This is a genomic window from Paenibacillus sp. FSL E2-0201 (genome assembly GCF_037963325.1).
GTDB lineage: Bacteria > Bacillota > Bacilli > Paenibacillales > Paenibacillaceae > Paenibacillus_AQ.
This window is the reverse complement of the sequence record NZ_CP150154.1, coordinates 5,141,611-5,161,480: the sequence shown is the minus strand read 5'-3', so window position 1 is coordinate 5,161,480 and position 19,870 is coordinate 5,141,611. Positions and strand designations below refer to the sequence as shown.

The window sequence follows — 19,870 nt, the reverse complement described above, 5'->3', positions numbered from 1 at the left end:
GTATCATCGCGCTGTTATAATACAGCTAAGCCGACATTACTTTAGAAACACCTCGGCGGACGTATGACAGGGAAAGTACTCCTTTTCATACGTCCGCCGCCGAATCAGCTTTATAAGCTGTGAAGGGTGTTTCTCTTTTTTTTGCCTTTTTTAGACCTACGGGTGTTTTTATAGAACGACTTAATTTGTTAAGGAATTTCATTCTGTAATAGATACAGTTTTAGAGAGTGGATGTTGAATCTCCTAGCGTCTTTCGTAATTGGTGATTATCCTGTATGATTATCTTATGATGAAGCAAAATTTCACCAATTTTTAGGAGGCAAGCACTCTATGGAGACCGTGTTCAGCAAAATTATTGAGGGTACTATTCCTTCCAAAAAAGTATTTGAAAACGAACGTATTCTTGCATTCTACGACATCGAGCCGGCTGCACCGGTACATGTGTTGATCATTCCAAAGAAGTTCATTGCTTCCATGAATGATGTCACACCTGAGGATCTTCCGCTGATTGCAGAAATTCACAGTGTAGCGCAACAGATCGCTATCGACCTTGGGATTGCTGAGTCTGGTTATCGTTTGATCAATAATTGTGGTCCGGATAGTGGACAAGCTGTGCCTCATCTTCATTATCACTTGCTCGGTGGGGCCAAGCTGGGAGCTCTTACAGGAAACTCAGCTTCTCACGCATAAGTACAATCATTAAATGTTGAAGAACTTGCCAGAAAAAAAGAATAACACGAAGGTTGACACCCTATTTCCGTTTGACCTATAATGGAATTTGATAAACCGTGTTATGCTCTTGGACGGTATGGTCGGAGGGAGGGGAAACTGTGTCTGAAACGAAAGTTCGCAAAAACGAGACAATTGATGCTGCACTTCGTCGCTTTAAACGTTCCATCGCAAAAGATGGTGTCTTGGCTGAGGTGAAGAAACGCAAACATTACGAAAAGCCAAGCGTTAAGAAAAAGCTGAAGTCTGAGGCTGCTCGTAAGAGAAAGTTTTAGGAGGATTACCCACGCATGAATCTTAGCGAGAGATTGAACGAAGATATGAAGCAAGCGATGAAGAGTAAGGACAAGTTCACGCTCTCCACGATTCGAATGGTTCGTTCTACAATAAAGTATCTTGAAATAGATTTGAAGAGAACATTGGACGACAACGAAGTGCTTGATATCCTTAGTCGTGAAATCAAACAGCGCAAAGATGCCCTCCAAGAATTTGAATCAGCGGGTCGCGATGAGCTTGCCGCGAGTACGAAGGCAGAAATCGAGATTATTATTAAGTATCTTCCCGAGCAACTTTCCGAAGAAGAAATTAAAGCAATTGTACAGCAGACCATCCAGGAAACCGGTGCTTCTTCGAAAAGTGAAATGGGTAAGGTCATGAGCGCACTGATGCCTAAGGTCAAAGGTCGCGCCGATGGTAAACTCGTGAACCAAGCGGTTCAACAATTTCTGCAATAATATAGCGCCAGCACCCCTTGTAAAAGGGGTGCTTTTCTTTGAATTATAAGAAATTATTAGTTTCACACCATACTTTATCCTTATAATTCTCGCATAAACGCTTACCGTCCTTATTTGGACGCTGTAGGCGTTTTAGCTTGTTTTGAAACGTAAATCCGTTTTCAGCGTAATAACGTTTATGTGTCCCGGGTCAAGTTGAAGAAGGGAGGTAAAAACATTGAAAAGATTACGGAAAATAATGTTAGCCAGCATTCCCGTTGTTTTGCTGTTACTGCTATTAACACCGTTTATCCCGAATGTAAGCGCTGATGTAACAGCTCCAAAAGCGCCGGAAGCTGCAAGTGGCGAGATGAAGAAAGGCCCTGTGTTTATTATTCCGGTTGATCAAAAAATTGAAAGAGGTCTGCAAAGCTTTTTGGAAAGAGGGTTTGCAGAAGCTGCTAATTATGGCGCAGTTCTAATTGTACTTGAGGTGGATACACCGGGTGGATTGGTGAATTCAGCAGAACAGATTGGGACCATGGTAAGAGATAGTGACATACCAACAGCTGCATTTATTAAAGGTGATGCCGCTTCTGCAGGCAGTTACATAGCACTAAACGCAGGTGCAATCATCATGAAGCCGGGCAGCATGATCGGTTCAGCATCTCTCGTGGATAGTAGCGGCCAGAAAGTAGATGACGCGAAGATGGTGTCCTACTGGAAATCGAAAATGATTGGAGCCGCTGCTCTAAATGAGCGTGATCCTGATATTGCTGCGGGAATGGTCGATAGTAATTTAGTTGTGGATAAGCCGGATCTAGGGGTATCTAAAGCGCAGGGCGAAATTATTGCCTTGTCTAGTGAAGAAGCTTTAAAAGCTGGCTATGCTGATCAAATTACAACCACTCCTGAAGAGGCGATTACTTGGTTAGGTTATACTACAGATGACATTTTTCGTGTGGAGCATACGGGTGCCGAGAAAATGTCGCAATTTCTGACGAATCCGATTATTATGACGATTCTGTTATTCATCGGGATCACAGGTATTGTGATTGAGTTGATCGTACCGGGCTTTGGTGCACCTGGGATAATTGGAACATTAGCCTTTGTTTTATATTTTTTCGGAAATTCTGTAGCAGGGTTTGCCGGATCTGAGACTTGGCTTTTATTCATAATCGGACTTGTCATGCTTGTGCTGGAGCTGTTCGTGCCGAGCTTTGGGATATTGGGGTTACTCGGTTCCGTGAGTCTTGTGGCAGGTGTCGTACGCGCAGCATACAGCTTTACACATGCATTGTTTAGTCTGGGTATCGCATTCGCGGCTGCTATTGTAGTCATTGTGATTGTGGCTGTCGCATTTAAAGAACGTGGAATTTGGAATAGGTTTATTTTGAAGGATACGCTTTCTAAAGATCAGGGATTTGTTCCTGTTGAAGAGAAGTTAAGCCTAGTTGGAGCTATAGGAAATAGTATTACGCCACTTCGTCCATCCGGAACAGCTATGATTGGCGGCGAGCGGGTAGATGTCGTTACAGAAGGCAGCTTTATAAGCGTTAATGCTCCGGTCTCAGTTGTAAAAGTTGAGGGCGGACGGATTGTGGTGAAGGAAATTAAGGAATAAGGTAAAAGATAAAGGGTATGAAGAATTGAAGCTCCACAATAATTTACTGGAGGTTATAAGGTTATGGAAGCATCTTTAATTACTTTTTTGTTCATCGCGGTAGTCGTGATCATTTTGTTGAGCGTATTTTTAAGCTTCTTCCCGGTCATGCTCTGGATTTCAGCATTGGCGTCAGGGGTAAGAATCAGCATTATTACACTAGTGGCGATGAGACTGCGTCGAGTAACACCAAGTCGCATCGTTAATCCAATGATTAAAGCGACTAAGGCAGGTCTTGGATTGAATATTAATCAACTGGAGAGTCACTATCTCGCTGGTGGTAACGTAGACCGGGTTGTTAATGCGCTTATTGCAGCACAACGTGCAGATATTCCTCTAGAATTCACTCGTGCAGCGGCTATTGATCTTGCAGGTCGCGATGTACTTCAGGCTGTGCAAATGAGTGTTAACCCTCGTGTAATTGAAACACCAGTTGTTGCGGCTGTCGCTAAAAACGGGATTGAAGTGAAGGTAAAAGCACGTGTTACTGTACGTGCCAATATCGACCGTCTCGTGGGTGGTGCAGGTGAAGAAACAATCATTGCCCGTGTTGGTGAAGGGATTGTAACAACAGTGGGTTCGAGTGATTCACACAAAGATGTCCTGGAGAATCCGGATTTGATTTCCCGTACAGTATTGTCCAAAGGTCTGGATTCAGGAACTGCTTTTGAGATCCTATCCATTGATATTGCGGATATCGATGTGGGTAAGAACATCGGTGCTTATCTTCAAACCGAGCAAGCAGAAGCGGATAAACGTATTGCGCAAGCCAAGGCAGAAGAGCGCAGAGCAATGGCTGTTGCTCATGAGCAAGAGATGAAGGCGCGTGTAGTTGAGATGAAGGCGCTTGTTGTTGAAGCTGAATCTCAGGTACCTATGGCGATGGCTGAGGCGCTCAGAAATGGTCAAATCGGTGTGATGGACTACATGAACATCAAAAATATTGAGGCGGATACGCAAATGCGCGGCTCCCTCGGCAAAATGAATGATCAGGACGACAATAATCGTCCTAACAATAACAAATAAAAGGGGATGTGAATCTCCATGAGCTGGATCTATATTGTTGCGGTAATTATCTTCGCGATTGTATCCAATGTGAACAAGGCTACAAAGAACAAGCCCAAAGGTGCTACACGCGGAGGAATGCCTACTTTTGGTGGAGGAGAAGGGAATCCTCTCCGCCGTAATAAGGATGTAGACGGGAACGGAGACCGACCGGAACAGTCTGGCAGTGGTTTTCCAAACCCTGTTACTACATCCTCCCGTGAGTATGACGCATCACCTGCCTTTCCAGAGCCTGCCTACATCCCAACGCCAGATTATTCTACTGGAGAAGGTATGTCTTTGGAGTACGCTGATGACGGAGTTGAACTGCGCACACAAAGAATGCAGGAAGAGGTGCGGCGTCTTCAATCTGCTTTTGATGGAATAGCAGGAGCGGATCCCAAGTCGAAGAAGACGAAGAATTCGTCCTCTGACACAGCTGTTCAGTCAAATAGAACAGGGAATAGGGATGAACTGCGCAATGGTGTAGTCTGGGCGGAGATTCTAGGACCTCCGCGTGCTCGCCAGCCGCATTCCACCCGACGATCGTAATTTCGAGCATAGTAACAATTAAGCCTTGGTTTTCCTATTTTTGCGATAGGAGGCCAAGGCTTTTTTTTGCATTTTTTTTACCTGGAAGGTGCTCCTTTATTACTTCTTCTCATAAACAAAAGCGTTGCCGCATAAGGTGTACAGAAGGCAGGAAGGGGGAACGTCTACTTATGACCCGTATTGGCCGCAGGCTGCGGGGATGGACAAACGGGGTGCTAGATCTACCACAGGATTTATTACAGGAAATGCCCCGGATCACCCTGATCGGCAACAAAGAACTGTATATCGAGAACCATCGCGGCGTGCTGCATTTTTCATCAGGCCAGCTTAAGCTCGCGTTAGCTAAAGGATCGCTTGAAATCACGGGAGAGAATCTTGTCATCCGCAATATTCTTGGCCAGGAACTGGCGGTAGAAGGCATTATCGGAGAGATCAGATATAACGAAAGCGAGGGGAAATCATGAAGGAACCACCTCTTTCAGCACTGCGGGGATCCGTTACACTGCTTGTGACGGGGCCTCAGGTGGAGAGATTTATTAATGTCATTTCTGAAGCAGGGATAGTGATTTGGGATGTGAGGCCCGCTGAGGGCGGCGCTTCCCTTAAGCTGCTTCTGGATGATTTTTATGTCCTCCGTCCGATTTTAAAAAAGACAGGCTGTCGGATGCACGTTACAGGAAGAAGCGGACTACCATTTCTGATGGCGCGTCTGTGGAAACGGAAATTTTTTGGCATAGGGATATTGGTATTCGGGATTACGCTCTTTATGTTATCTACGATGGTGTGGAGCATCAGAGTCGAGGGGAATGAAAAGATCGCCTCTGAGGATATATTGGCTGCTGCTCGTCAGGAGGGCGTGTATCCTTTTCAGTGGATATGGCGTCTGGATGAGCCGGACAAGCTCTCTAAGGGGCTCCTAGCCCAATTACCTGGCGTTTCATGGATAGGGGTGCAGCGGACGGGGACGAGCATTAAAATTCAAGTGGTAGAATCTAAACAACCGGATATCAAACCTCTACTTAGTCAGCGGCATTTGATTAGCAGAACTGATGCGGTGGTAACTGAAATATATGCGGAGCAAGGCAGACCGGTTGTGGCTCGAAACTCTCGGGTTAAAAAAGGCGATATCCTGATCTCTGGTGCTCTAGGCGACGAAGAAAATGTACAGTACGTGGTAGCTAAAGGTGAGGTTAAAGGTCTAGTATGGCATGAATACAATATAGAGGTGCCTCTTACAACAACGAACAGCTCATATACAGGGGAACGTAAGGATCGAACCTATCTGGTGCTTGGCAAATGGGCTATACAGCTATGGGGTTATGGCGAATCTCTTTTCGAGAAATCACGGACGCTTACTGAGCATGATCCGCTGTCCTGGCGGTCCATTAAGCTGCCGCTGGGCCTAATGACTGAGAAAGAATTGGAGATTAGTGAAACGAGTGAGACGTTGACTCCCGAGGCTGGATTTGAAAAGGGAATCGAGCGGGCGAAGAATGATATTTTGGCGCGTTATGGCGTTGATAGCGTAATCAAAAGTCAAAAAGTTTTGCATGAGAAGAAAGAGAATGGTAAAGTTTATATGAAAGTGATCTTTGAAGTAGAAGAGAAAATTTCCGAAGAACTGCCAATAGTAAACAATTGAGGAGAATGAGGCTACTTGTCAGAACAGACTGCAAGCATTCGTATAACTTTGCAAAATGCGGGAGAAGCGCAATCGCTGTTCGGCCCGCAGGATGGATTCCTAAAAATCATCGAGAGTGAAATTCCCGCTATTATTGATTCCCGTGAAGCAGAGTTAACGATACGTGGTGCGGAGCGGGAAGTAGACATGCTGGAGCAATTGTTTAATGTGCTGCTGTCCCTCATTCGGGGCGGATACATACTTACTGAACGTGACGTGCAGTACGCTGTGGAGCTGGCGAAAGACTTTCGAGTCGATCAATTGCTCGATTTGTTCAAAGGGGAAATTACAACAACTTTTCGTGGAAAGCCTATCCGTGTCAAAACGATTGGCCAGAAGCATTATGTGACAACGATCAAGAAGCGTGATATTGTATTCGGAATCGGTCCTGCAGGAACAGGGAAGACCTACTTGGCAGTGGTGCTTGCAGTTACGGCACTAAAAGAGGGCTCTGTTAAGCGTATCATTCTTACGCGTCCCGCAGTAGAAGCAGGAGAGAGTCTAGGGTTCCTCCCAGGGGATTTGCAAGAAAAGGTAGATCCATACCTCCGTCCGTTATATGATGCCTTATACGACGTTATGGGGCCCGATCAGGTGGCTAAGGCGCTTGAACGGGGATTAATTGAAATTGCCCCGCTGGCTTATATGCGCGGACGTACGCTGGATGATTCGTTTATCATCCTGGATGAAGCGCAGAATACAACGCCTGAGCAAATGAAAATGTTTTTGACTCGACTCGGCTTCGGGTCCAAAATGGTGATTACAGGTGACGTTACCCAGATTGACCTGCCCCGCGGCAAGAAATCCGGTTTGATTGAAGCCAAAGCAATTTTATCCGGCATAGAAGAACTTGGCTTTGTCTACTTCGCGGAACAGGATGTAGTACGGCATTCCCTGGTGCAGAAAATAATCGTTGCCTATGACCGCTCTGCCGAAAACCTCCAATAAAGGGGATTGTCTTCATGGCTTCAAAGCAACCATCTAAATTAAGCGGATTTGTATATACGAACAATGGGTGGAAGTATAGCGCGGCGACACGCTATGCTCTTTTCCTGTTACTCGGACTTGTGTTCTACTTCAGTCTGTCGCCCGATCTGCTGCCCAAGCGGTATGATATTAAAGAGAATACGCTCAGTGCGAAGGAGATTACAGCGCCTAAGCAAATTCTGGACAAGAAGGCAACGCTAAAAGCGGCGGAAGAAGCTGCCGAAGGTGTATCACCTAAGTACAAAATTATCCCGATGAGGGCTGATAATCTTGTGACCTCACTGCTGGACCGGATTGATCGCCTCAATCAGGATGATTTGATTTCGCAAAGCGATAAGACTGAGATTTATCGTGATGAGATCCCGCAGAGAGCCAATGATTTTATTTTAAATTTCATAGCCTCAAATCGGGGCGGAGGCACTTATTCTGATCATCTTTTGGAGGAAATGCAATCTGTCATAAAAGAGCAGACCTATGTCATTCCTGATGAAACTTACATTAAGATTCCACGACTGACCTCTCAGGACATTATCGAAATGAAGCCAGTCGCCCGTGATATTGTGACTAGGCTGATGAATGATCAAATCACGGACGCCCAGACTGCACGCGCCAAAGTGGCGGAGCAGGTCAGTATCAGCTCACTGAGTCAGCGTACGGCGCGTGAGGTTGTGCAAGAGTTAGTAAGGCTCGTTATTACAAGCAATAAGTTCTATGACGAAGATGCAACGAAGGAAGCGAAGGTACAGGCTCGTGAGAACACACCTGATGTGTTCATTGAGCAAGGGGACGTCCTCGTGGCTAAAGGACAAAAAATCACTCCTGAGCTGTACGCTCTTTTGGATGAGAATGGTCTGCTAAGTAATGAGGTCAACTATTGGCCTCAGGTTGGATTGCTATTACTTGCTACCATGCTATCTGCGGGTTTGATGGTATTTATCCGATACTCAGGCGGAACCGCGGGCTTCAAGTATAATAATTCCCAGTTATTAATGCTGGTGCTTGTTTTTGTTATTACGATTATCACTATGCGGTTGACCGCAATTTTGCAGACGGATGTCCATTCCTATCTTGGGTATCTGGCTCCAGTAGCCATTGGTGCTATGCTGATTACCATGCTTCTGGATATGACATTAGCGTACTTCTGTTCTATTCTGATCAGTATACTCGCCAGTATCATTTTGAATGTTCAGCAGAATTCGGTGTTTGACTTCACTTTTGGCTTCTTTTCAATAGTTGTTTGTTATGTGGCTATTTTTGCCACTCATCGTGCAGGTCAGCGTTCCACATTATTAAAGGGTGGGATTATGGTATCCCTTTTTGGTTGTGTGACTGTCTTTATGCTGATGCTGTTAGCTGGTGGAGAATGGAAAGATGTAAGCACGCTGTATGCCGTTGGTTTTGCTTTTGCGAGTGGACTTTTGACTGCGGTGCTTGTGATTGGTCTGATGCCCTTCTTCGAAGCAACCTTTGGGATTCTATCAGCACTGAAGCTGGTAGAATTGTCTAATCCAAACCATCCGTTGCTGCGCAAGCTTCTTACCGAAACACCGGGAACCTATCACCATAGTGTAATGGTAGGTAACCTGTCGGAGGCTGCCGCGGAAGCGATTGGAGCAGACGGTCTACTGTGCCGTGTAGGATCGTATTATCATGATATCGGCAAAACAAAACGTCCGTTTTATTTTATTGAGAATCAGAATAACATGGAAAATCCGCATGACTCTATTGAACCGAAGCTTAGTAAATCTATCATAGTGGCCCATGCCCGCGATGGGGTGGAAATGCAACGAGAATATAAGCTGCCTAAGCCGATTCGTGATATTGCGGAGCAGCATCATGGAACTACGTTCCTGCATTATTTTTATCATAAGGCACTGAAGCTGGCGGAAGAAAAAGGTGTAGAGCCTGATTTTACAGAAGAAGATTTCCGTTATCCTGGTCCGAAGGCTCAATCGAAGGAATCGGCCGTTGTCGGAATCGCCGACAGTGTTGAAGCTGCGGTGAGATCATTGCGTAAACCAACTGTCCTACAGGTGGAGACGATGATTGAAAAAATTATTAAGAGTCGACTGGATGATCATCAGTTTGACGAATGTGATTTAACGATTAAAGAATTGGACATTATTGCACGGACGCTGAAAGAAACGGTCATGGGAATTTTCCATTCACGGATCGAATACCCAGAAGATGTGCGTAAGCCGAAAAAAGAGGAAGGGGCAGCTAACACATGAGTTTGGAGATCGTTTGGGATAACGAGCAAGAAGAATACGAGATAAAGGACGATCTCATAGCGCTGCTGGAGAGCATTTTGCAAAAAGCAGGTGAAGCGGAAGGGATCGATCAGGGAGAGGTTGCGCTTACTTTTGTCGATAACACTCGTATTCATGAGCTGAATTTGGAATACCGGGGAATTGACCGTCCGACAGACGTACTTTCTTTTGCGATGAATGAAAGCGGAGAGGACGAGCTGGACATTATATACGAAGTAGAAGAAGGCGAAGCGCTGGAAGATGTTCCGGACGTACTGGGAGATATCATCATTTCCGTAACTCGTGCTCAGGAGCAAGCGCAGGAATATGGTCATTCGCTGGAGCGTGAGCTTGGTTTCCTCTTCGTGCACGGATTTCTGCACTTGTTAGGATACGATCATCAGGATGAAGCTTCAGAGGCTGAGATGATGTCTAAGCAAGAGAAGGTACTGGCTCAGGTTGGGTTGACTCGCTAATGGTGAAGAACACGGCGGTAGGACACAAGAAGTTCTGGCACTCTTTTCGGTTTGCATCGCAAGGTATCGTGTCGGCATTCAAATCCGAGCTTAACATGAAGGTGCATTGCTGTTTGGCTGTGGTTGTACTTGTTGCCGCTGCCGTGTTCAGACTTCCACTGGCCAGTTGGATGCTGTTGCTCTTTTCAATCACGCTTGTCTTAACCGCCGAGCTACTCAATACGGCAATTGAAGCGACGGTAGACCTGATCTCGCCGGAGATTCATCCACTGGCTAAGAGAGCTAAAGATACCGCCGCAGGAGCTGTGCTTCTTACGGCGGTGTTTGCTGTCTTAGTTGGGGTCTATGTTTTTTACCACCCGGTGATGGACTGGATTAGCGGACTTATGTCATAATCAGGTTACAATTCAATTCAGGGGAGAGGCGGACCCGCGTTTTGCGATTCCGCCTCTTTGGTTACTGGATGTTTAGGAAGCGAGTTTTGTACGAAGTAATTCTACGGTGTAACGCTCTGCAAAACGAAGTGAATGCTTCCGAAGTAGTTTTGTACGAAGATAATTCTATGAAGTGACGCTAACAAAACGAAGTGAATGCTTTCGAAGTAGTTTTGTACGAAGTATTTCTATGAAGTAACGCTAACAAAACTTTAGGAGGAACCAATATGGATTCCGCTCTTCTTATGCAAGAAGCGATTAAAGCACGTGCTAAGGCATATATTCCCTACTCCCGATTCGGAGTCGGAGCCGCCCTCCTTGATCAGGATGGTCATATTCATCACGGATGTAATGTAGAAAACGCTGCTTTTGGCCCAACCAATTGCGCAGAGCGGACAGCTTTATTCCGTGCTATCGCTGACGGTCATGCTATCGGTTCATTTAAGGCGATCGCCGTTGTTGCCGATTCAGATGGTCCTGTATCACCCTGCGGTGTATGCCGGCAAGTTATGATTGAGTTGTGTTCACCAGACATGAAGGTTATCCTTGGAAACATGAAGGGTGATATCGTTGAGACCACTGTGGGAGAATTACTCCCAGGCGCATTTGGTCCCGTAGATCTGAAGCAAGGACAAGCTCCTGAGTAAAACGAGAGTCTGAATTATGCCAGTAAAGGCAGATCAAGTTTAAACTAACGAAGGCTGCTGTTTTAATTGCACAATGTACAGTTAAATCGCCCCGAGTTCACATTAATCTATGTTTAGTTGTAGAAAATACAATTAATTTCTTGTTTAAATCCATAGTTGGTTCGTAAGACAGAATTTAATTGCACAGAATACAACTAACACACCAAAGACATAGCTCTAAGTCGAATTAACTGTACAAAATACAATTAAAAGTGTGCGTTCATCATCAAGTTAGGTTAGAATGATGCAAATTATGTGTTGTTAGAGTAACATTACGAGGTAAGCACCACGGCAAAGCCGCTAGCGATTCCTAGTATACGTAAACGGAGCCAGCGAATTCTAGCACATTGTTACTTATAAACCTGCCTGTAGCTACATCTCTGCTTTCTTTATCATCGTGAACTCAGAAGTGTGCGAGCCGTGGGGATAAGAAGCAATGAAGCGTGTCACGATAGGGGACGAAAGCGCTCCTGCGCATTGTCCCTCTAATCCCGCCAAACGTTGCAGATACGCCAATTTCCGGGTATCCAGCGGGACGGGGCTCTCTAAATCCCCCGACGAAGGGGGATTTAGAGGGATCGAAAAAGCTTTATAAAAAAGAATAAATGTTTGAAAAAGGTTGAACTAGAAGGAAAGTATGGAAGGAAGATAATATGAAATTCAAATCAGGCTTTGTCGCAATTATCGGCAGACCGAACGTAGGCAAATCGACACTCATGAACCAGGTTATTGGACAGAAGATTGCAATCATGTCGGATAAGCCACAGACCACTAGAAACAAAATCCATGGGGTCTATACAACGAATAATTCGCAAATCGTGTTCCTGGACACACCAGGTATTCATAAAAGACAGTCCAAGCTAGGCGACTACATGAACCAGACAGCAATGAGCACGCTGGGTGAAGTTGAGGCTGTGCTGTTCCTTGTGGACGCTGCAGATGGTTTGGGCGGTGGAGACCGATACATTGCTGAGCAATTAAACGGACTTAAGACGCCGGTTATTCTTGTGCTCAACAAGATCGATAAAATAGAGCCGGAAGCATTGCTCCCGCTTATGGCTGAGTATAACAAGCTGCATAGTTTTGCTGAAATCATTCCGATTTCCGCTAAGATGGGCAGCAATGTTAACACGCTGTTAGAGCAAGTCGCTAAGTATTTGCCAGAAGGTCCACAATACTATCCAGAAGATCAAATTACGGATCACCCTGAACAATTTGTGTGCGCAGAACTAATCCGTGAGAAGATTCTGCATTTGACGCGCGAAGAAGTACCGCATTCCATTGCTGTGGCTATCGAAGATATGAGGGTTGAGCCGAATGGTGTGGTACATGTGTCTGCCGTTATTTTTGTCGAACGTGATTCGCAAAAGGGGATTATTATCGGTAAGCAAGGTGCGCTGCTGAAAGAGGTTGGCAGACGGGCTCGGACAGACATTGAGAACCTTTTGGGTTCGAAGATTTTTCTGGAGCTTTGGGTAAAAGTGAAAAAAGACTGGCGCAATCAGGACCGCGTTCTGCGGGATTTGGGCTTCCATAAAGACCTTTAAGATCTATTTCCGTCATTTCTCGTTTGGCAGGAATTGCAAGGATAGAACCTGGCTCATCGCACATCCTAATTCTTGAAGAGACATCGTCTTTCCCAAGAAAGGATGAATACGAATGCGAAACTTTTCGTGGAAGTATTTTGCAATGACAGGAGACGTCGATGCTTACCTGCTATACAAGGAAGCTGGCTATCCACTTGAAGACAGTGGATTACAGCTAGTGGAAGAAGAGAAGGTCTGTGATGAAGAAGCGCAATAAGGACTGGTTGCTTGCCGAATGGTTGGGGGAAGAGGCATGCTACACAGGGTGGAAGGGATCGTCATCCGCAGCATGGACTACGGCGAGGGGAACGCAATCATTACGCTTTGCACCGAGAACGCCGGGAAAGTAGGGGTTCTGGTACGAGGCGCTAAGAAGGTCAAAAGCCGCCATGCTGCCCTGATCCAGCTGTTCACCGTCGGGGAATTTGTTTTTTTTAGAAATAACGGAGGTCTTGGGACGCTGAATTCCGGCGAAATCACGAAGTCTCACCACCCTTTGCGTGAGGATTTGATCAAAGCTGCATATGCGTCTTACGCTTGTGAACTGCTTGATAAAGTTCTGCATGATGAGGAAACGGGGAGCTTCTGGTTTCGCCAGCTTACGGCTTGCTTGAATGCACTTGAAGAAGATAAGGAACCTGGAGTTATTATTAATGTTTTTGAAATGAAGATTTTGCAAGCGGCTGGTTATGGTCCAGAGTTCGACACCTGTGTGATATGTGGAGCTGAAAAGCCTGATGAACAACTGCTGATAAGCCCTCGCCTGGGCGGGGCACTATGCCGCAGCTGTAAACATAATGATCCTCCAGCAATGGAGGTCTCTGCCCGCGCATTGAAATTGTTGCGTTTATTCGCCAGACTTGATCTAACTAGATTAGGGAATGTGGATGTTAAAGAAAGCAGCCGTGATGAACTGAAGAAAATTATGCGAGCCTTTATGGATGTGCAGCTTGGATTAAAGCTGAAATCACAGAATTTCCTAGATCAGCTCGACAAGTACAAGATTTGACGAAATCTGATTTTTCCGTTACTATAGGATCAGTTTAATTATAAGATTTATCGCCGTTTCGCTCCATTTTGGGAGAACGTGCATTGATCGGGAAAGTAGTGAGCGATTTTGTCGCGATTCAGCGAGCCGGGGGTAGTGAGAGCCTGGCGGGACAATGTTCATGAACATGGCACCCGGGAGTACGGATATGGCGAATGAAAGTGGATTTCGTTCTTGTCTTTAGCAGTAATTTTGCTGAATCAAGGTTGGAATCAAGTAGGGTGGAACCGCGGGAGAATAAGTTAAGCTCTCGTCCCTATGTCTGTTAATCAGGCATGGGGGCGGGGGTTTTTTGTTGCTGTCCGGAGCGAAAAATGCCGCCTCCATGGTAAGAAGTTTTAAGTAAGCAGAGGCAAGCATAAACGCCTTCGACGTCCTTGTAAGAACGGTGAGCGTTTATGCGAGAAATATAAGAAATAAGTATTGTGTGATGCTTATACTTCTTATATTTTAAAAACTTGTAAAGCGAAGGAGACGGTATTATGAACTTTCAGCAGATGATTTTGACGCTGCAGCAGTTCTGGGCTGAACAGAACTGTATTATCGTACAGCCTTATGACACTGAAAAAGGCGCCGGTACAATGAACCCTATGACATTTTTACGCTCACTAGGTCCTGAACCATGGAGAGTTGCGTATGTAGAGCCTTCACGTCGCCCATCCGATGGACGCTATGGAGAAAACCCGAACCGTCTGTATCAGCATCATCAATTTCAAGTTATTATCAAACCATCGCCAGATAACATTCAAGAGATTTACTTGGATAGTTTGAAAGCACTCGGCATTGATCCGCTCTTGCATGATATCCGTTTTGTTGAGGATAACTGGGAGAACCCTTCACTCGGTTGTGCAGGTCTAGGATGGGAAGTATGGCTGGATGGTATGGAAATTACTCAGTTTACGTACTTCCAACAGGTGGGTGGAATTGAAGCCAATCCAGTAGCCGTAGAAATCACTTACGGTATGGAGCGGTTAGCATCCTACATTCAAGATAAAGAAAATGTATTCGATCTTGAATGGGTTAGCGGCATGACTTACGGTGATGTTTTTCATCAGCCGGAGTTTGAGCATTCTACTTACACCTTTGAAGTATCTGATGTAAAAATGCTATTCTCACTATTCAACATGTACGAAGAAGAAGCGCGTAGAGCGATGGAGCAACATCTTGTATTCCCAGCCTACGATTACGTGTTGAAATGTTCACATAGCTTTAATCTGTTGGATGCGCGTGGAGCCATCAGTGTTACTGAACGGACTGGATTTATTACCCGAGTGCGTAATCTTGCCCGCTCTGTAGCGGCAACATATCTTGAGGAACGCGAGAAGCTTGGCTTCCCGCTGCTGAAGAAAGAAGGTGCTGACCGTGTCTAAAGATATCCTGTTTGAGATCGGTCTGGAGGAAATTCCAGCACGTTTTATCCGCGCTGCGATGGAACAGCTACAAGATAGAACATCCAAGTGGTTGGATTCTGCACGGATTACCCATGCTGGAGTTACTGCCTATGCAACACCACGTCGTCTCGCTGTTTTAGTTAAGGATGCGGCTGAGAAGCAAGAAGATATTAGCGAAGAGGTTAAAGGACCATCACGCAAAATCGCACTGGATGCCAACGGGGACTGGAGTAAAGCTGCCTTAGGATTTGCCCGTAGTCAGGGTGTATCTCCAGAGCAATTTACATTCAAAGAGCTTGCTGGAGTTGAGTATATTTATGCTACTAGAAATAGTGCAGGGGTAGAGACAGCTTCATTGCTCTCTGAAGGTCTTTTAGGGATCGTAAATGCAATGACTTTTCCGAAAAACATGCGTTGGGGAGCTTACGATTTTAAATTCGTGCGTCCGATCCGCTGGTTAGTTGCTCTTTTTGGGAAAGATATTATTGATTTGGAAATCACGGATGTAAAAGCAGGTAATGTGAGCCGTGGACATCGTTTTCTGGGAACAGAGACCGTAATTTCGGAGCCTGTACAATATGTGGAGAGCTTACGTGCGCAGCATGTCCTTGTAGATGTGAAGGAACGGGAAGAACTGATCCTGAAACAAATCAACCAATTGGCTGAAGAAAAAAACTGGACGATTGCGATCAAAGAGGATCTTTTGGAGGAAGTACTGTTCCTAGTGGAAACACCTACCGTACTGTTTGGAACCTTTGACCCATCGTTCTTGAACATTCCACAGGATGTGCTGATTACTTCGATGCGTGAGCATCAGCGGTATTTCCCAGTATTTGATGCAGCGGGCAAACTTCTACCTTTCTTCGTAACGGTACGTAACGGGAATGCAGTATCTTTGGATGTTATTGCTAAGGGTAATGAGAAGGTGCTCCGTGCTCGTCTATCAGATGCCAAATTCTTCTATCAAGAAGATCAAAAGATGAAGATTGACGATGCACTAGCCAAATTAGAGAATATCGTCTACCATGAAGAACTTGGCAGTGTTGGAGATAAAGTTCGTCGTATTCGCCAAATCTCCGATCGTCTTGCTGTAAAGTTGGGATTGTCTGATAGGTCCCTCACTGAAGTAAGTCGGACTGCTGATATTTGCAAATTCGACCTTGTGACTCAAATGGTTTATGAATTCCCGGAACTTCAAGGCACTATGGGCGAAGATTATGCACGCAAAGCAGGAGAGCCTGAAACTGTGGCAAAAGCGATCTTCGAGCATTATCAGCCACGATTCGCTGGAGATGCAGTACCTTCGACAGATGCCGGCTCGGTTGTCAGCATTGCGGATAAGATCGATACGATTGTAGGATGCTTCTCCATCGGTATAATTCCTACAGGTTCCCAGGATCCTTACGCACTGCGTCGTCAGGCTGCAGGGATCGTTCAAATCGTGCTTGAGCATAAATTGCCGATTACGCTGCGTGAAATTTTTGAAGCGGCAATAGAAATTCATAAAAATTCAGGGAATTCGAAACATTCTGACGATGAACTACGTATAAACCTGTACGAGTTCTTCGGTCTGCGTGTTAAACGCCTTTTATCCGACAATGTACGCTATGATGTTGTGGACGCTGTTACAGCGGCGGGCTTTGATGATGTGGTTGATGTTGTAGGCAGAAGCCGTGCACTTATGAGTGCTGTGTTAGAGCAGGCAGACTTCAAAATTACCGTAGATTCACTCACTCGTGTCAGTAATCTGGCAGCGAAAGCAACCAGCGAAGTGATTGAACCTTCTTTGCTTAAGGAAGATGCTGAGCTGCAGCTGTACAAAACATGGCAGGAGTTACACACACCGTATCTTGAAGCGATGTCTGCGAATAATGCCGAAGAAGCACTTCGTATTCTTTCGGGTCTAAAAGATGCTGTTACAGTATTTTTCGATTCGGTTATGGTTATGGCGGAGGATGAGCAGGTACGTGCTAACCGTTTAGCTCTGCTTGCTGGGATTGATGCTGACTCCAAGGCGTTTGCTGATTTTGGCAAGCTCGTCTGGTAGACGACTGAGCACCGGAGTTACTGGCTGAATTCAAGATTCGACGTTTGATCAAAGAACAGCTTTTTGAACAACATCTATAAGAAAAGTTTGTGTCTTATGGTATAGAATGTTGGTTTGGGGTATAAATATACGGAACGGTGCCAATGCGTCATTTGACATCCGTTCCGTATTTATGCATAGAAAGAAGGATTTCTTGCGGTGAGGGCGTATATATATTACACGGGAAATTGGTGATGATCATGGAGAAGAAGTCCCAATCTAGAACTATAGTCGTGGATGGGGATGCTTGTCCGGTCAAAAAAGAAATTGCCGAAGTAGGGCGCGCTTTTGGTGTGCCAGTACTGATGGTATCTTCTTATGACCATGCACTGAAAGCTGAAGAGGGTGTAACGGTTGTGCAGGTGGACCGGGGAGATCAGAGCGCCGATCTATATATTGCCAATCATATTAATGCAGGAGATGTGGTATTGACGCAAGATTATGGTCTCGCAGCACTTGCGCTCGGCAAACGATGCAGTGTGCTTTCTTTTCGTGGCCAGGAATATGATGATTCCAAAATGGATTTTATGTTGGAAGGTAGGCATGCCAGGGCCGTGGAACGAAGACGGGGACATTATTCTAAGGGTCCGAAACCTATAACGGCAGAAGAAAAATTATATTTTCAACATAAAATGACAAAACTTTTAATACTTTTGCAGGAGAATGTGGAGCAATAGCGAATTATATTTATTTGTTAAGAATTGAAGGTGGTTGAAGTGGCTAGCGGACACGGGAATATTCCGGAAGAAGTTATCGAAAGCGTGCTTGCACGTCATGATATTGTCGATACAGTCGGTAAGGTTGTCCATTTGTCCAAGCAGGGGAAATATTTATGGGGCCTCTGCCCGTTTCATTCGGAGAAAACCCCTTCCTTTACAGTTACCCCCGACCGGGGAGTATTTCATTGCTTTGGCTGCGGCATGGGTGGAAATGCCATCAAATTTAGGATGGAAATCGAAGGATTAACCTTCCCCGAAGCCGTCAAAATAATGGCTGAAGAAAGTGATATTCCCGTACCTGAAGGTAAGGGAGGCCTGATGTCTCCTCCTGATCCGGAACGCGATCGGTTGATTCAAGCTTATGAATGGTCCGCAAAGTTTTATCATTACTTGCTGAAGAATACGGAACACGGCAAAGCCGCAATGGAGTATTTAAGAGCCCGGAATTTCAGCGATAAAATGATTGACCAGTTTCAGATCGGATATGCTCCGGACCGCTGGGATACTTTGCTACAATTTTTGGAGAAACGGAATTTTGATCTTGCTGAGATGGAGAAAGGTGGACTCCTGTCTGCTCGAGGCGAGGGCAAAGGATATATAGACCGTTTCCGTGGTCGGATTATTTTTCCGATTGCGAACCGCACAGGCAAGGTGATTGCATTCGCCGGAAGAATTCTTGGAGAAGGACAACCCAAGTATTTGAATTCTCCAGAGAGCAGATTATTTAACAAAAGCCGGATTTTATACAATTTGCACCAGTCCAAAGCATCCATCCGCAAAACGCGGCAAATCGTCCTCTTTGAAGGATACGGAGATGTCATTTCGGCCTGGGAAGCAGGTGTGCATAACGGTGTAGCAACAATGGGAACATCTTTAACTGAAAGTCATGTAGCACTGATGAAGAGTCTGGCCGATGAAATTGTACTGTCTTATGACGGTGACCGGGCAGGACAAGCAGCTGCTATGAAGTCCATTCCTATGCTTGAAGGCAGTGGTCTGCGTGTAAAGATCGCCTTACTGCCAAGCGGGCTCGATCCAGATGAGTTCATCTCCAAGCATGGTGGAGAAAGGTTTATGGATCAGGTTATTGATTCAGCGGTCTCATCCATAAAATTTAAGCTTATATATCTGAAAAAAAACCATATACTCCTAGAGGAAGATGGCAAAATTGCCTACGTTAAAGAAGCTTTGGAGGTCATTGCTTCGTTACATTCCTCGACCGAGAGAGAGGTTTACCTAAGGGAAATCGCTTCTGAGCTGGAACTTTCATATGATAGTTTGAAGCAGGATTGTAATTTACTTAGGGCATCGATGCAAAAAAACATCCCGGAAGGGGATAATAACGACAAAAGGTGGAATAATGGTAGGCATAAAAAAGGGCAAGTGCAGACACCAACTTTGCTGCCCGCTTATCATGTCGCGGAACGGCGTCTACTGTCCTTTATGATTCAGGACCCGGAAGCCGCCACGTATGTGGGCGAACGCCTCGGAGAAGATTTTAACATCGATGATCATGCGGCAATTGCCGCTTATCTATATGCCTATTACGCGCAAGGCAAACCACCCGGCATTAGTCGGTTTCTATCATCGCTTCAGGATGATCGTCTAGAGAAAACTGCTACATCAATTTCCATGATGGATACACCTCCAGACTGGAATATGCAGGTGCTGGATGATTGTATCCGCGAAGTACGGAAATACCCACTGCAGCGCAAGATGGATCAGAAGCGTGAAGAGATGATTCAGGCGGAAAAGTCAGGTGACTTTTTGCGTGCGGCACAAATAGCAAGTGAGATTATAGCCCTAGAGAGACAATGAAATGTTGA

20 protein-coding genes are annotated in these 19,870 nt (G+C 45.4%); all 20 read left to right on the top strand.

All coding sequences use genetic code 11. From position 1 onward, the window contains the following. Window positions 1-330 precede the first annotated feature (330 nt). Window positions 331-690 carry a histidine triad nucleotide-binding protein gene (locus NSU15_RS23380; protein WP_042130338.1) on the top strand — a complete coding sequence of 120 codons (360 nt, stop codon included), beginning with the start codon at window positions 331-333 and terminating at the stop codon, window positions 688-690. 140 nt (window positions 691-830) lie between these two features. Next, window positions 831-1,004 carry a 30S ribosomal protein S21 gene (gene rpsU / locus NSU15_RS23375; RefSeq protein WP_036657994.1) on the top strand — a complete coding sequence of 58 codons (174 nt, stop codon included), beginning with the start codon at window positions 831-833 and terminating at the stop codon, window positions 1,002-1,004. A gap of 15 nt (window positions 1,005-1,019) precedes the next feature. Beyond that, window positions 1,020-1,463, top strand: coding sequence for a GatB/YqeY domain-containing protein (locus NSU15_RS23370; RefSeq protein ID WP_042190953.1), 444 nt, complete (start codon window positions 1,020-1,022; stop codon window positions 1,461-1,463). A 217-nt stretch (window positions 1,464-1,680) separates the two neighbouring features. Then, window positions 1,681-3,066: an NfeD family protein gene (locus NSU15_RS23365; protein ID WP_339287697.1), complete on the top strand. Its 1,386-nt coding sequence runs from the start codon at window positions 1,681-1,683 to the stop codon at window positions 3,064-3,066. Between the two features lie 63 nt (window positions 3,067-3,129). Then, complete coding sequence (gene floA, locus NSU15_RS23360; protein WP_042130335.1) at window positions 3,130-4,131, top strand: flotillin-like protein FloA; 1,002 nt, start codon at window positions 3,130-3,132, stop codon at window positions 4,129-4,131. An 18-nt stretch (window positions 4,132-4,149) separates the two neighbouring features. Beyond that, window positions 4,150-4,701, top strand: coding sequence for a hypothetical protein (locus tag NSU15_RS23355; RefSeq protein ID WP_339287696.1), 552 nt, complete (start codon window positions 4,150-4,152; stop codon window positions 4,699-4,701). 170 nt (window positions 4,702-4,871) lie between these two features. Then, window positions 4,872-5,165: a sporulation protein YqfC gene (gene yqfC / locus NSU15_RS23350; RefSeq protein WP_042130332.1), complete on the top strand. Its 294-nt coding sequence runs from the start codon at window positions 4,872-4,874 to the stop codon at window positions 5,163-5,165. Then, window positions 5,162-6,343 (top strand): sporulation protein YqfD, encoded by a 1,182-nt coding sequence (gene yqfD, locus NSU15_RS23345; RefSeq protein ID WP_042130330.1) that lies wholly within the window; start codon window positions 5,162-5,164, stop codon window positions 6,341-6,343. Before yqfC ends, yqfD begins: the two co-directional genes overlap by 4 nt. A 15-nt stretch (window positions 6,344-6,358) precedes the next feature. Further along, the gene (locus tag NSU15_RS23340) at window positions 6,359-7,330 is read left to right on the top strand and encodes a PhoH family protein (protein ID WP_042130328.1); all 972 of its coding nucleotides are present in this window, start codon (window positions 6,359-6,361) and stop codon (window positions 7,328-7,330) included. A gap of 14 nt (window positions 7,331-7,344) precedes the next feature. Next, window positions 7,345-9,600, top strand: coding sequence for an HDIG domain-containing metalloprotein (locus NSU15_RS23335; protein ID WP_339287695.1), 2,256 nt, complete (start codon window positions 7,345-7,347; stop codon window positions 9,598-9,600). Then, window positions 9,597-10,094 carry an rRNA maturation RNase YbeY gene (gene ybeY, locus NSU15_RS23330; RefSeq protein WP_076117315.1) on the top strand — a complete coding sequence of 166 codons (498 nt, stop codon included), beginning with the start codon at window positions 9,597-9,599 and terminating at the stop codon, window positions 10,092-10,094. The genes NSU15_RS23335 and ybeY overlap by 4 nt, the downstream gene beginning before the upstream one ends. Beyond that, entirely contained in the window at window positions 10,094-10,489 is a 396-nt protein-coding gene (locus tag NSU15_RS23325) for a diacylglycerol kinase family protein (RefSeq protein WP_042130323.1), read from the top strand. The genes ybeY and NSU15_RS23325 overlap by 1 nt, the downstream gene beginning before the upstream one ends. A 266-nt stretch (window positions 10,490-10,755) precedes the next feature. Then, the gene (locus NSU15_RS23320; protein ID WP_042130321.1) at window positions 10,756-11,175 is read left to right on the top strand and encodes a cytidine deaminase; all 420 of its coding nucleotides are present in this window, start codon (window positions 10,756-10,758) and stop codon (window positions 11,173-11,175) included. A 692-nt stretch (window positions 11,176-11,867) separates the two neighbouring features. After that, window positions 11,868-12,761 (top strand): GTPase Era, encoded by an 894-nt coding sequence (era, locus tag NSU15_RS23315; protein ID WP_042130317.1) that lies wholly within the window; start codon window positions 11,868-11,870, stop codon window positions 12,759-12,761. Window positions 12,762-12,873: 112 nt separating this feature from the next. Beyond that, window positions 12,874-13,017: a YqzL family protein gene (locus NSU15_RS23310; RefSeq protein WP_076117313.1), complete on the top strand. Its 144-nt coding sequence runs from the start codon at window positions 12,874-12,876 to the stop codon at window positions 13,015-13,017. Between the two features lie 36 nt (window positions 13,018-13,053). After that, window positions 13,054-13,809: a DNA repair protein RecO gene (recO, locus tag NSU15_RS23305; RefSeq protein WP_042130315.1), complete on the top strand. Its 756-nt coding sequence runs from the start codon at window positions 13,054-13,056 to the stop codon at window positions 13,807-13,809. Between the two features lie 521 nt (window positions 13,810-14,330). Next, window positions 14,331-15,218, top strand: a complete 888-nt coding sequence (gene glyQ, locus NSU15_RS23300; protein WP_042130314.1) for a glycine--tRNA ligase subunit alpha — start codon at window positions 14,331-14,333, stop codon at window positions 15,216-15,218. Then, a complete protein-coding gene (gene glyS / locus NSU15_RS23295) occupies window positions 15,211-17,286 on the top strand; it encodes a glycine--tRNA ligase subunit beta (RefSeq protein WP_339287692.1) in 2,076 nt (691 codons plus the stop codon). Before glyQ ends, glyS begins: the two co-directional genes overlap by 8 nt. Window positions 17,287-17,525: 239 nt before the next feature. Beyond that, window positions 17,526-18,002: a DUF188 domain-containing protein gene (locus tag NSU15_RS23290; RefSeq protein ID WP_042132397.1), complete on the top strand. Its 477-nt coding sequence runs from the start codon at window positions 17,526-17,528 to the stop codon at window positions 18,000-18,002. Window positions 18,003-18,041: 39 nt separating this feature from the next. Further along, a complete protein-coding gene (gene dnaG / locus NSU15_RS23285) occupies window positions 18,042-19,862 on the top strand; it encodes a DNA primase (protein ID WP_339291442.1) in 1,821 nt (606 codons plus the stop codon). The last annotated feature ends 8 nt before the right edge of the window (window positions 19,863-19,870 follow it).